Genomic DNA, 12,957 nt, shown 5'->3' on the forward strand with positions numbered 1-12,957 from the left:
TCAGCGGTAGGCGTCGAACTCCTCGCCGAAGGCGATGAAGTATCCCGTCCCGACGACGCCGATCGCCGCCGCGACGCCGAAGGCGACCTCGGGGCTGAGAAACTCCCACAGCAGGCCGCCGATCGCCGCGCTGGGGACGACGACGCTGTTCCGCAGGAGGTAGTACGTGCCGGTGACGCGGCCGGCGGCGCCGGCCTCGGCGGGGCCGACGATCAACGCCTTATGCGAGGGCAACCCGGCGAAGCGCAGCCCCGAGAACGCGAAGACGAGCACCATCGCCCACTGCAGCGACACCGCCGGGGCGAGGGCCTCCGGGCCGCCGATCAGGACGATCGGAAACAGGGCGTACACCGCGAACCCGAGCGCGACGACGGGTTTGAGCCCGACCCGCTCGGCGGCGTTCGCCGCCGGGGCCATCGAGACGAGCGCGACCAGCATCTCGACGCCGAGCAGGTACCCGAAGAACGCCTCCGGCGGGAGGTCGATCGGATACGAGAGGCCGGCGAGTCGGACCGTCGTCTCGAACCCGACCCGGTAGAACCGCGTGACGACCAGCACGAAAAACACGTACACCATCCCGTTTGCGAACCGGACGAGCGTGTCCCCGACCAACAGCGGCCGGAGCGGTCCGGGCATCTCCCGCAGGTCCCGACGGACCCGATCGAGGCCCGCGAACGAGCCGCCGACGGAGTCCTCGCGGGCCTCATAGAGGAGGTGCTGAGCGAGCGTGCCGGTAGCCCCAAAGACGACGGCGACGGCCAGCACGTACCGGAAGCTCACCGTGAACTCGGGGTGAGAGCCGATGAGTCCGGCGGCGAGGACCGGCCCGATGAGGAAGGCGCTCCGACGGAACGTCTCGGTGCTGGCGAAGCCGGCGGCCAACCGCGAGGGGTCGGTCGCCTGCTTGACGACCGCGAACGTCGCCCCCAGGCCGAACGACTTCCAGCCCTGTGCGAGCACCAGACCGACGAAGATCCAGACCCACGGCGGGATCGTCACGCCGCCGACGGCGACCGAACCGAGGGTCGGCGCGATCAGCCAGACCCCGAAGCCGAGCGTCGAGATCAGCCCGAACAGGGTGAGCGCGTACCGCGAGCCGATGCGGTCCGAGACCGCGCCGCCGGGGTACGGGAACACGGCGGAGATCACGTTGCCGGCGGTTCCGAACAGGCCGACGACGACCCCCGAGGCGCCGAGTGCGACGATGTACTCGGGGAGAAACCGGCTGGTCATCTGAAAGCCGAGGCTGAACGCGAACATCGCCACCGACAGCACCAACACGTCCCGTTCCAGCGCGAAAAAGCGCCGAAACGCGTCCAGCGCGCTCGTCCCCTCGGCACCGGCGGACCCCTGTGTTCGACTCATGGGTGGTTCGTACTCGCGCCTCGCCGCTCGTCCCCGGAGTCGGAGCCGCGGTATATAGGTTTTCGCGGGCGGCCCCCGGACCGGGGCGCACATCGAAGCGATCGCGGCGCCGGCGGCGGCCCCCGGCGATCCTGATTTCAGCGCGGAGGTCCTAGCTCGGATATGGACCGACGACGCTACCTACGGCTCGCCGGCGTCGGCGCACTCGGCGCGCTCGGCGGGTGTCTCGACGCCGCTTCCTCCGGGTCCGACGACGGCTCCGAACCCGCAGACGACCCGCCGGAGTCGGGCACCGACGCCGACGCCGACGCCGACGCCGACGTCGTGGTGACGGAGGCCGTTTCGGGGCTCTCGAACCCCTGGGGGCTCGCGTTTCTCCCCGACGAGTCCGGGATGCTCGTGACCGAACAGGCCGGACGGCTGCTTCTCGTGGACGTCGAAGGCGGCGAGCGGACCGAACTGGCGGGCGTCCCCGAGGTCCGCGCCCGCGGGCAGGGCGGGCTGTTGGACGTGACGACGCACCCGGAGTTCGACTCCAACCGGCTCGTCTATCTCACCTACTCCGTCTCGGGGGCGGGCGGTTCGAGCACCGAAGTCGGGCGCGGGCGGTTGGACCGAGACCGAGAGCGACTCGTCGACTTCGAGCCGCTGTACACCGCCCGCCCGTTCGTCGACTCGGACGGCCACTACGGATCGCGTGCGGTCTTCGACCCCGAGGGCTACCTCTACGTGAGCGTCGGCGACCGGCAGTTCAAGAACTTCGGCCCGGAGCACGTCGGACAGACCGTCGACGACGACCTCGGATCGGTCCTCCGGCTGCGCGAGGACGGGTCCGTCCCCGGGTCGAACCCCTTCGTCGACGACCCGGAAGCCTCCGGGGCGGTGTTCACCTACGGCAACCGAAACCCCCAGGGGCTCGCGGTCCACCCCGAGACGGGCGCGGTGTGGGAGACGGAGTACGGCGAGCGCGACGGCGACGAGATAAACGTCCTCGAAGCGGGCGCGAACTACGGCTGGCCGGTCGCCGACAACTCCTGTGAGTACGGCTCCGACGAGGACGTCGGCGTCCCCCACGACGAGCGCGAGGACGTGCGCGCGCCGGTCTTCGGGTGGCCCTGCGGGAGCGGGGGCTTCCCGCCGAGCGGCGCGAGTTTCTACGACGGCGACGCCGTCCCCGAGTGGCGCGGCGACCTGTTCGTCGCCGGCACGGCAAAGCGCTCGCTCGCGCACTTCGAGGTCGACGGCGAGGCGGTGACGGCGGTCGAGCCGCTGTTGGCCGACCGGGGCCAGCGGCTCCGGGACGTGACCGTCTCGCCCGTCTCGGGGCATCTCTACGTGGCGGTCGACGACGACGACGCGCCGGTCTACCGGATCGCGCCCGCGGAGTGATCGCCGGACGCGCTCGCGGCCCCCGCTTCGGTTCGAAAGGCGCCCCGTCGGGGGCGAACGGCGGACCGAGGCGTCGGCGGTCGACCCGGTGGTTCTAGTAGCGCCGCGGCGTACGTGGGGGCATGACGGAGACGCCGACAGGGGTCGAACTCAAGGCCGACCTGACCGACGAGACCGCCTTGATCACGGGGGCGACCCGTGGCATCGGCGCGGAGATCGCCGCGGGGCTCGCCGAGTTGGGGGCGACCGTGTACGCCGGCGCGCGCGACCCGGCGGACGTCGACGCGCCCGACCAGCGCGCGATCCGGTTGGACGTGACCGAAGACGAGGAGGTGCGCGCGGCCTTCGAGCGCATCGAGCGCGAACGGGGGACGCTCGACGTGCTCGTGAACAACGCGGGGGTGTTCCCGCGGTCGGGGCCGCTCGACGGGATGGACGTCGCCGATTTCGACCGGACGATGGCCGTGAACCTCCGGGGGCCCGTCGTGGTGAGCAAGCACGCGTTGCCGCTGTTGTTGGACGGAGCGGGGGGCCGCGTCGTCACCCTCTCGTCGGGGCTCGGGCGGTTCACCGAGGGCCGAATGGAGGGCGAGTACCCGGCCTACCGGCTCTCGAAGGTCGGCGTTGGGGGCCTCACGGCGTACCTCGACGGCGAGTACGGCGACGAGGGGCTCATCGCGAACGCCGTCTCCCCGGGGTGGGTGCGGACGGACATGGGCGGGGAGACGGCCCCGAGGTCGCCGTCGGAGGGCGCCGAAACGCCGGTCTGGCTCGCGCGGTTCGCGCCGGGGAGTCCCTCGGGACGGCTCTGGAAGGACCGCGAGCCGATCGCGTGGTAGCGTCCCCGGCCGGGCGGTAGGCGTACACGGTCCCGGCCGACGCGGGGGACGGGCTCAGAGGCCGGCGAGATCCTCATAAAGCGTCATCACGGCGGAGAAGTCGAGATCGCCCCGACCCTGTTCGTCGAGCGATTTGAACAGCTCGTGGTTCGTCGACGAGATCAAAAGCGGCGCGCCGTACTCCTCGCCGTCGTCGGTGGCGATCCGGAGGTCCTTGTACATGTAGGAGGCGAAAAAGCCGGGGTCGAACTCCCCCTCTATCATCCCCTCGGCGCGGTTGTCGAGGGCCCACGTCTGTGCGGCCCCACCGCGGATCGCCTCGACGAGGTTGCGCTGGGAGATGCCCGCCTTCTCGGCGAAGACGAGCGCCTCGGCGAGGACGCTCACCTCCGCGGCGGCGATCATGTTGTTACAGACCTTCGCGACCTGGCCGGCGCCGGTGTCGCCGACGCGGACGACGTTGCCGCCCATCACCTCGAAGAGGTCCCGGTGCTCGGCGACGACGGCCTCGTCGCCGCCGATCATGATGCTCATCGTCGCCTCCCGCGAGCCCGTCTCCGAGCCGCTGACGGGGGCGTCGACGACCTCGACGCCGCGCTCGGCGAGTTCGGCCTCGACCTCGGCGATCGCGCTCGGACCGATCGTGCTCATGTCGATGTACACGAGCTCCTCCTCGGCGGCCTCGACGATGCCGTCCTCGCCGAGGGCGACCTCCCGGACGTGTTTGCCCTCCGGCAGGAACGTGATCACGACGTCTGCGTCCGCGGTGACCGCCCGCGGCGTGGGCCGCGAGTCCGCGCCGGCGGCTTCGAGCGCCGCGACCGGCTCCTCGCGGACGTCGTTGACGATCAGGTCGTACCCGGCGTCGACGAGGTTCTTCGCCGCCGGTTCGCCCATGATCCCGAGGCCAATAAAGCCGATCGTTCGGTCAGTGGCGTCCATCACCGCCACGTCTCGGGGGCTCGAATTAAACTTACCGACGGGGCGGGTGTCGTCGCCGCGCGACGCCGGGCGCGCTGCCTGCCGGAACGCTCATGTCGGCTCCCCGCGGGGTCCCTGCATGGCTCGGGCGTCCGCAACGGGGTACTACGGCCGGTTTCGCGATGAGCTGCGGAAGGCGTTCGAGGAGAAACACACCCCACACGAGGTCGCGGGGAGCTTCTCGATCGGCGTGTTCGTCACCACGCTTCCCTCCCTGGGGTTGGGGCTGGTGTTCTTTCTGTTTCTCGCGCGGCTCTCCGGTCGGATCAGCCGGATCGCGATCTTCTCGTCGGCGCTCGTCATCAACCCGCTCGTGAAAGCGCCGATGTTCATCGCGGCGTACTGGATCGGGGTACAGCTGCTCGGCCCGGCCGTCGCGGCGGGCGGCAGCCTCACCGACGCGGCCGCCGTGACCCTCCGGATGACGCTCGGGTTGGTCGTCCTCGGGGTGGCGGCCGCGGCGGTCGGGTACGCGGTCGTGTACGTCCTCGTGACGCAGTACCGAAGGCGCGACGCCGACATCGTCGAGGACGTCATCGACGACGAGTTCCGCCCGGAGTGAGATCCCTCCGGCGCGAGCTGCGGGGTGGCGCCGGCGGGTCAGATCGCCCCGAAGGCCGCGAAGACGGCATAACAGATCACGACGAGCGCGCCGGAGTGAAACAGCGCCGCGTAGCGGCCCCGCGACGCGACGCCGGAGAACCACCCGCAGGCGAACGCCGTCGCCTGCGTCAGGACGTAGAGCCGCGGTCCGTCCGAGGCGGCCCCGAACGCGCCCGACGCGATCGCGGCACCGGCGTCCGGCGTCGTCGAAAAGCGAGCGAGCCACGCGAGCGCGTAGGCGTCGGCGGCGACGACGAGGCCGATCACGAAAAGCGCCGTCGCCCACCCGATCGCGGCGTACAGGAGCATCCTCGATCGGAACGCCGCGCGCCGGTCGTACAGCGACCCGATCTCCGTTTGCAGCGTCTCGAAGGTCGTCCCGGCGTCGCTGCCGACCGTCAGCGCCCCGGTGACGAGGCCGACGGTCTGGGTCGCAAGCGGCGTGCCGACGCGGGCGACGAACCGATCGAGCGCCTCGCGGCGCGCGTCGGCGTCGCCGGTCCCGGTCGTGAGACCGAGCCGGAACGCGAGGTCGTCGATGTCCCTCTGGAGCGCGTCGAATGAGACCTCCCCGGAGACCGTCTCGACGGCGGACCCGAACGGCTGTCCGAGGCCGACGTAGCCGGCGACCGCGTGGACGAAGTCCCGCATCTCGCGGTCCTTTCGGTCGTCGAGTCGGCCCCGCCGGATCGCGACGACGCCAACGGGGAGGGCGTGCGCCGCGTACCCGAGCAAAGCGACGTTTGCCGGGGGCTCGCCGACGATCCACAGACACCACCCGGCGGCGACGGCGGGAAAGGCGAACACGAACGCCGCGCTTGCGGGGTTCGAAAGCGCCGTCGAGAGCGTCTCGGGGCCGGGCGGCCGCTCGTAGGTCCGGCCCTGGGTCCGCGGGCGGAGTCGGGCGACCGACGCCGTCGCCGCCGCGCCGACCGCGAGGACCGATCCGAGACACGCGTACAGAAGCGTCGCGCGAACCGTCGCCCCGCCGGGGGCGAGCGCCGCCCGCCACGGCCCGGCCGAGAGGACGCTCGCCGCGGCGACGGCGACGACGAACAGCGCGGGCGAGGCGACCGAGGCGACGAACAGTTTCGCGAGGAGCCGCCGGTAGCCGTCGGCGCGCTCGCGGGCGCGGGACTGCCGGTGTGAGAGCATCCGGGACTCCGCGCGGAGATAGCGGCGAAGCGACGCCGACCCCTGTGTGGCGTGCTCGCGGAACCTCAACAGAAACGGCGACAGGAGCTCTCTCGAGGGCGTCTCGCGGGCGACGTTCCTGAGCCCGGTGTCGAGGCTCCCGGTGAGCGCCGCCGTTTCGAGCACGCGATCGAGCGCCTCGGCGGTCTCGCCGTAGGCGTCCCGGTCGGCGGTCCGTCGGAGCATCGCGCGCCGGCCCTCGCTCCCGTCGGCGAGCGCGCGGAGGTACCGGACGGCCCCCGGCAGCGAGCGCTCGATCGCGGCCCGGCGGGCGTTCGATCGAAACCGGAGGTAGACGCCGCCGAGACCGATGACAGCCAGCCTGAGCGACCCGGCGGCGAACAGCCCGCACGCGGCGAGGAGGGGGCGCGGCGAGACGGACCCCGAGCCGTCGCCGGGGACGACCGCGAAGGCGGCCTCGCCGAGCGAGTCCAGGAGGGCCGGATCGAGCGTCGCGCCGAGGGCGACGACCGCGCCCCCGGCACAGAGCCCGACGGTCCAGGCGAGCGCGTACACCCGGGCGAGGTACGTCTCGAAGCCGACCGACAGCGCCGCGCCCCGGTGTCGGTCGCGGTCGCGGTCGTGGCGCGGTCGGTCGGCGTGCCGCGAAAAGAGCGCGTACGCGCCGCGATCGAGGCGGGCCCCGAAGGCGCGTCCCCACCCGCTACGCATCGTCCGTTGTGGGTCGCCCTCGGCGCTGGATCCGTTCGATCGTCGCGGCCTCGTTCGTCCGGAGGTCGCTCAGAAAGCCGAACAGCGCGTCGACGTCGGAGACGTCCTCCTCGACCAGATACTCGACGTAGCCGTGTTTGCGGTGGAACTCGGATTCGACCTCCGCGAGGGGGCGGTTCGTCGCGTCGGCGAGTCGCTCGAGGACCCGGAGCCCGTTGCGCGCCGTCGGGTCTCCGAGTTCCGGGTGGCGGTAGGCGAACTCCCACCCGCCGTCCGGCGTCCGTTCGAGTATGCGGTCGTAGTGGATCGTCGCCCCGTCGGTCTCGATCGTCCCCGTCTCGCGGTCCGTCCGGTCGGCCTCCCGCTCGGAGAGCAACTCGACGGCCGAGGCGACGTACCGGTCGCCGTCGACCCGCTTCGGGAACACGACGAGGTCGATCTCGAAGAGCAGATGCGGCGAGAAGCCCTTCTCGACGACCCGGTTGACGAGCTTTTCGATGCCGTCGGCGTGGGTCGTCCCGAGGACGCCGTGGCCGGTCTGGAGGACCTCGCCGAACGTCTCGAAGGACTCGGCGGTGTTTATTTCGCCGATCACCTCGGTGTCGGGGTTGAGGTAGTTGATCTCGGTCATCAGGTCGGCCATCGAGACGTTCTTGAACTCGTCGCGGTGCTCTCTCGTCGTCAGCGAAACGCCCGTCTCGTGGGGCAACAGGACCTCCCTCGACCCCTCGTCGATGCTCACCGGGCGGGCGTCGAACCGGATGAACGGCGTGTGGGCGTTCAGAAGCGTCGTCTTGCCGACCCCGGTCGGACCCGAAAAGAGGACGACGCCGTGGTGTTCGTACAGCAGCCACAGAAGCGTCACGAGCTCCGTCGGGATCGAGTCCGAGGCGACCAGCTCCGGCGGCGTGAGGACGCCGGAGGCCTGTTTCCGGATCGAGACGTGCGGGCCGGCCTCCGAGATGGTCGGGAGCGCAACCGCACAGCGGATCGTCTGGTCGATCCCGGCCGGATCGAGGTTGACCTTCGCCGACGGACGGCTCGAGGAGAGCTCGACCCCGTCTTTCGCGGCGAGTTGGGTGACGACGTCGACGAAGGTCCGCTCGGAGTCGAACGCGAGGTTCGTCGGTTCGCGGCCCGCGCCGTTCGGCACGACCTTGATGCGCTCGCCGACGCGGTTCGCCTCGATGTCCTCGAGGTTCGGATCCCGTATCGGGACCGTGAGCTGGCCGTACCCGACGAGATCGCGGAGCACGTAGTAGAGGAGGTCGTCGATCCGTCCGTCGTCGAAGCGGCGATCGACGGGCGGGGCGATCAGGCCGCGATCGCCGAGCATCCCCCGCAGGCGATCGGAGAGCGAGCCGAGCCACGCCCGGGAGCTCCGGGCGGTGAGCAGCCGCGAGAGCAGCGTCTCGCCGCGGTCGCGCACGGCCGCCACCCGGTCGTGAAACGTCGCCTCCCCGTCGACGCCGTCGGTGCCCGCCTCCCAGATCCGGGCCTTACACGCGGCGATGAGCCGCTCGTCGGCCGGGAGCCGGTCGGGTTCGAGCACCGCGTACTTCCGCTCGAAGGGGTCGGTCCCGAGCAGGCGCTCGCGGTACCGCACCACCGGAATCTCGTAGCCGGCGAACTCGACGGTGTAGCGCTCGATCCGTTCGGCGCTGAACCGACCGAGGAACTCGGGGTCCTCAAGGCCCGTGTTGGCCGGGGCGTAGTCGGTCAGGTGGACCGAGAGCTCGGAGCCGGTCCGGTCGGCGATCTCAACCTCGTCGTCGAGGGCGTGCGGCGTCAGTTCGTCGAGACACGTCAGTTCGGCCAGCGCGTGGTACTCCACGCGGCGGCGCTCGGCCGGCGCGCAGTCCGTCAGGCGGTCGATGACCCGGCCGTACCTCCGGTCGAAGCCCTCGCGGAACCGTTCGGCGGTGCCCTCCCGGGTCCGGGGGCGTCTCGGCTCCGCCCCGGCGAAGTGCCGCCGGATCGATCGGAGATCGGCGCGCGCGGCCGTCGACAGCGACGGCGTGCGGGCGTCGTACGCGAAGGCGTCGTCCCCGTCGGCGACGGTCGCGACGACGCCGGGGACGACCTCGTACTGGTCGTGTACCGCCGGTGCGTACCACGCCCGTCTGCTGTCAGGCGGCTCCGGGTTCGGGACCGTCGGAGCGTCGTGTGGCATTCGTTTCGTCTTTTCGAAGTGTTCATTTAAATCTCAGAGGAGTGAGACGAACGCCTCGGACCGGCCGATTCGACGCGTATATTTAATTGCGGGGCGCGGAGGGCCACAGAACTAAGTCCGGACGCCCCGACTGTCGTCGGGTGAGAGACCCACAGCGACGGAAGGCCGAAGGGGTCCCGACGCCGCCGCCCGACGAGGAGTTCGAGCGCCGGATCGGACGCCTCAGAACCGCGCTCGACGACAGCGGTGCCGACGGCGCGGTGATCTACGGGGCGGGACCGGACCCCGACCCGATCCGGTATCTCACGGGGTACGTCCACGTGTTCGCGCGCGCGAGGTCGCTTCTGATCCTCCCGCGGCGGGGCGACCCGATACTGCTTCTCGACCGCGAGTGGCACCGCCCCGAGGCCGAGCGGATGACGTGGATCGACGACGTGCGCGCGCTCCCGTGGCCCGAGGCGGGGGCCGACCAGGCGGCGCTTCGGGCGCGTCTCGGGGAGGCCTTCGCGGACGCGGGGCTCGAGGGGGGCACCGTCGCCGTTCCCGACCTGGAGTTCCCGGCGGCGCTGTTGGGGGCACTGGAGGGCGCCGAGGGCGCGCCGACGGTGAGCGTGCTCGGGTCGCTGTGGCCCGGTCTGGTGACCGATCCGACGCCGTACGACGCCGCGCGGATCGAGGAGACGGCCGCGATCGCCGACGCCGGCCTCGAGGCGTTCGTCTCGGCGTGTCGCCCCGGCGTCAGCGAGCGGGCGGCCTGTTTTGCGGCCTTGGAGGCGATGGCCGAGGCGGGCGCGGAGTTCCTCCACGGCAGCGCCGTCTCGACGCACGTCGACGTCGGGTCGTTCTCGCGGGGCCGGAGCAACCTCCAGCCGTACCTCCACACCGAGAGCGAACTCGAGGCGGGGGAGCTGTTTTGGGTCGATCTGATCGCCTGTCACGACGGCTACTACGTCGATTGCGACCGAACGGTCTGCGTCGGCGAGCCGTCGGCCGAACAGCGGGCGCTGTACGAGGTCTGCCGGGAGATGTACGACGCGATGCTCGAGGCGATCGCCCCGGGCGTGACGGGCGCCACCGTCTGGCGGGCCGGTCGGGAAGTCGCCGAGCGCGCCGGACACGGCGACCGGCTCAACGCCATCTATCTCGGTCACAGCACCGGGATCACGATCTCCTCGTCGCCCGTCGTCCGGGCGGACGAGACGGCCGAGTTGCGGGCCGGGCAGTTCTTGAACGTCGAGCCGGGGATATTCCACCCGGAGATCGGGGCCGCCTGCATCGAGAACACGGTCCGGGTCGCCGAGGGCGGCGTCGAACCGATCAACGGGGCGTCGATCGACCTCCGGGTCGTCTGAGCCCCGCCGCGGGAGAAAACATACGGTCGCGGGGGTCACAGCCACAGCATGGATCACGTTCACGTCGAGGCGAAGCGAGGCGCCGCGTTCGAACTGCCGGCCGGGGAGTCGGTCGAGATAACCGACACGGAGGGCGGGCAGGCGATCGACGTCACCGCGTTCCCGGCCGCCGACCCCGAGGAGGCGTTCTCCGCGAAGTACACCTACCGGCGGACCGGGAAGGTCCGTCTCGAGACGGGCGACAGCATGTACACGACCGCCGGCGACCCGATCGCGACGCTCGTCGCCGACGACTGCGGCGTCAACGACCTCCTGTTGGGCCCCTGCAACGAGTGGATCGTCTCGGAGTACTACGGCCAAGAGGACGAGATCGGCTGTCGCGGGAACCTCCAGGCGGTGTTGGAGCCCCTCGGCGTCGATCCAGCCCGGATACAGGAGGTGCTCAACCTGTTCACGAGGGTGACCGTGACCGACCACACGTACATCGACTTCCGGGAACCGCCCTCGGAGCCGGGCGACACCGCCGAGCTGCGGGCCGAGCGGGACGCCCTCGTCGGCGTTGCCCCCTGTACCGGCGATTCGGTCCTGAGCGAGGGCGGTCCCACGCCGATCGACCTCCGCGTGCCCGACGGCGTCGAGGTCACCACGAACTTCTAAGCGTCCCCGGCGGTCGGCAGCGAAACGGTGACGACGTTGCCCTCGTCGTAGCCGAACTCGAGGTCCCCGTTGAGCGCGGTGAGACACCACGTGACGATCCACAGCCCGATCCCGGTGCCGTGTTGCAGCGGCGTCTCGTCGCCGGCCCGGATCGAGGCGATCTCGAGATCGGAGATCGCCGCGTTGTCGTCGCGCACCTCGAATGCGACCGCGTCCGGGTCGGCCTCGGGGCGGTACGCCCGAACCGCCACCGTCGGGTCGCCCTCCGCGTGGAGGATCGCGTTCTCGATCAAATTCGAGAGGATCAACGAGAGCATCTCGGCGTCGGATCGGACGCACTCGGCGCCGGCCTCGGTCTCCGCGTCGAGCGTGAACCCCGTCTCGTCGTGGCGCTCGCGTAGCTCCGCCTCGATCGATCCGAGGAGCCCCCGGAGGTCGATCTCGGTCGGCCTGACCTCGCGCTCCTGAACGCGGTCGAAGCGCTGGGCCTTGTCGCCGATCGAGAGCAGCCGGTCGCCGGCGTCGGCGATCGCGCCCGCCTGGGCGCTGAGACCCGGATCCGACAGGTCGGCTTCGAGCGAGTTCGCGTGGCCCCTGATGACGGTCATCTCGTTGCGGAGGTTGTGTCTGAGCACCCGGTTGAACACCGCGAGTTGCTGTTCGCGGCGGCGCTGTTCGGTGACGTCGTAGAGGACCACCATCCCGCCGACCGCCTCGCCGCTCGGATCACTCAACGACGTGTACGAGACCGCGAACACGCCGCCCGCGATCCCCGGGATGTCCATCTCGCCGGCCGACCGCATCTTCCCGAGGCCGACGCCTGTCAGCTCCGCGATCGGGAGCGGGAACGACGCGTCGTCGATCCCGAACAGCTCCGCGGCCTCGCGGTTGGCGTTCACGACGCGGGCGTCCGCGTCGACGGTGAGTATCGGGTCCCGGAGCCCGTTGAACCCGTTGTGCTCGGCGGCCCGCTGGGTCGTCGGGTTCGTCTCGAACATGTGGGTCCCGACGAAGGCGTACGCGTCGAAGAGGACGTGCGGCAACAGAAGCAGCGGGGCGAGGTTGAGTTCGGGCCAGGGTCCGACGCCCGCGAGCCAAACGATCGCCCCGGCGGCCGGCGGGAGGGTGCTGAGCGCGACCGCGATCGCCTCGCGCCGGTACAGCGGCCCGTACGAGAGGATCGTCTCGAGCAACAACAGCACGCCGATCGCGGCGGTTCCGAGCGAGACCGCGATGCTCAGAAACGCCCACGGCTGTATCTCGTACAGCACCGTCGAGAGCTCGAAGACGGGCGCGATCCGGAACTCCCGCCAGAGCAGCCCGTGAAACGGGTGGGTCAGCGCAAGCGCCGTCGTCCCGAGCGGAACGACGAAAAGCGACCGGAACGGCAGCGACCGGGTGAGGCCGCTCCGGCCGGTGTACGTGAGGACGAAGCCCAGAAACGTCGGTCCGAGACAGGCGATCCCGATCCAGAGAAACGCCTCCGCGAAGGCCCGCGCGGCCGGATCGAAGACGAGGAGGCCGACGCCGTAGGCGAACGCCGAGAGGGCCTGCGCCGCGATCGTCACGACGAACCACGCCGCGCCGGCGCGACCGACGTACCGGAGGAGATACCGGAGCAACGCGACGCTCCCGACGCCGGCGGCGAGCGTCCCGACCACGATCGCGGTGCCGTACGCTGTGCTCACGGTACTCGGATACGTCGGCGAGAACGGTCCTAAGCCTTTGTGTT

At 70.9% G+C, this 12,957-nt stretch carries 10 protein-coding genes and 1 pseudogene; 5 read left to right on the plus strand and 6 right to left on the minus strand.

Annotation, left to right across the window (positions count from 1 at the left end; all coding sequences use genetic code 11):
• Entirely contained in the window at positions 1 to 1,365 is a 1,365-nt protein-coding gene (locus Q0916_RS07835) for an MFS transporter (RefSeq protein ID WP_299236365.1), read from the minus strand.
• Between the two features lie 162 nt (positions 1,366 to 1,527).
• Between Q0916_RS07835 and Q0916_RS07840 the strand changes: the two genes are divergently transcribed.
• The gene (locus tag Q0916_RS07840; RefSeq protein WP_299236367.1) at positions 1,528 to 2,754 is read left to right on the plus strand and encodes a PQQ-dependent sugar dehydrogenase; all 1,227 of its coding nucleotides are present in this window, start codon (positions 1,528 to 1,530) and stop codon (positions 2,752 to 2,754) included.
• Between the two features lie 122 nt (positions 2,755 to 2,876).
• Positions 2,877 to 3,593, plus strand: coding sequence for an SDR family NAD(P)-dependent oxidoreductase (locus Q0916_RS07845; RefSeq protein ID WP_299236368.1), 717 nt, complete (start codon positions 2,877 to 2,879; stop codon positions 3,591 to 3,593).
• A 54-nt stretch (positions 3,594 to 3,647) separates the two neighbouring features.
• On the opposite strand, the gene Q0916_RS07850 is transcribed toward Q0916_RS07845, so the two are convergent.
• Entirely contained in the window at positions 3,648 to 4,064 is a 417-nt protein-coding gene (locus Q0916_RS07850; protein ID WP_299236405.1) for an NAD(P)-dependent oxidoreductase, read from the minus strand.
• Positions 4,050 to 4,601 (minus strand): annotated as a pseudogene (locus tag Q0916_RS07855) (NAD(P)-binding domain-containing protein); the annotation flags it as partial. The gene Q0916_RS07850 and the pseudogene Q0916_RS07855, both read right to left, overlap by 15 nt.
• A gap of 52 nt (positions 4,602 to 4,653) precedes the next feature.
• Between Q0916_RS07855 and Q0916_RS07860 the strand changes: the two are divergent.
• Complete coding sequence (locus Q0916_RS07860) at positions 4,654 to 5,136, plus strand: DUF2062 domain-containing protein (protein WP_299236369.1); 483 nt, start codon at positions 4,654 to 4,656, stop codon at positions 5,134 to 5,136.
• 38 nt (positions 5,137 to 5,174) lie between these two features.
• Here the strand turns inward: Q0916_RS07860 and Q0916_RS07865 are convergent, their stop codons facing one another.
• Together Q0916_RS07865 and Q0916_RS07870 are read right to left on the minus strand one after the other, a co-directional pair.
• The gene (locus Q0916_RS07865) at positions 5,175 to 7,043 is read right to left on the minus strand and encodes a type II secretion system F family protein (protein WP_299236370.1); all 1,869 of its coding nucleotides are present in this window, start codon (positions 7,041 to 7,043) and stop codon (positions 5,175 to 5,177) included.
• Positions 7,036 to 9,216, minus strand: coding sequence for a type II/IV secretion system ATPase subunit (locus tag Q0916_RS07870; RefSeq protein WP_299236371.1), 2,181 nt, complete (start codon positions 9,214 to 9,216; stop codon positions 7,036 to 7,038). The genes Q0916_RS07865 and Q0916_RS07870 overlap by 8 nt, the downstream gene beginning before the upstream one ends.
• Before the next feature lie 140 nt (positions 9,217 to 9,356).
• Between Q0916_RS07870 and Q0916_RS07875 the strand changes: the two genes are divergently transcribed.
• Together Q0916_RS07875 and Q0916_RS07880 are read left to right on the plus strand one after the other, a co-directional pair.
• Positions 9,357 to 10,568 carry a M24 family metallopeptidase gene (locus Q0916_RS07875; protein ID WP_299236372.1) on the plus strand — a complete coding sequence of 404 codons (1,212 nt, stop codon included), beginning with the start codon at positions 9,357 to 9,359 and terminating at the stop codon, positions 10,566 to 10,568.
• A 48-nt stretch (positions 10,569 to 10,616) separates the two neighbouring features.
• Positions 10,617 to 11,225 carry an urea carboxylase-associated family protein gene (locus tag Q0916_RS07880; RefSeq protein WP_299236373.1) on the plus strand — a complete coding sequence of 203 codons (609 nt, stop codon included), beginning with the start codon at positions 10,617 to 10,619 and terminating at the stop codon, positions 11,223 to 11,225.
• Here the strand turns inward: Q0916_RS07880 and Q0916_RS07885 are convergent.
• Positions 11,222 to 12,913 carry a histidine kinase N-terminal 7TM domain-containing protein gene (locus tag Q0916_RS07885; RefSeq protein WP_299236374.1) on the minus strand — a complete coding sequence of 564 codons (1,692 nt, stop codon included), beginning with the start codon at positions 12,911 to 12,913 and terminating at the stop codon, positions 11,222 to 11,224. The genes Q0916_RS07880 and Q0916_RS07885 overlap by 4 nt on opposite strands.
• Positions 12,914 to 12,957 lie beyond the last annotated feature (44 nt).

Origin of the sequence: Natronomonas sp. (assembly GCF_028274965.1) — an archaeon.
Classification (GTDB): domain Archaea; phylum Halobacteriota; class Halobacteria; order Halobacteriales; family Haloarculaceae; genus Natronomonas.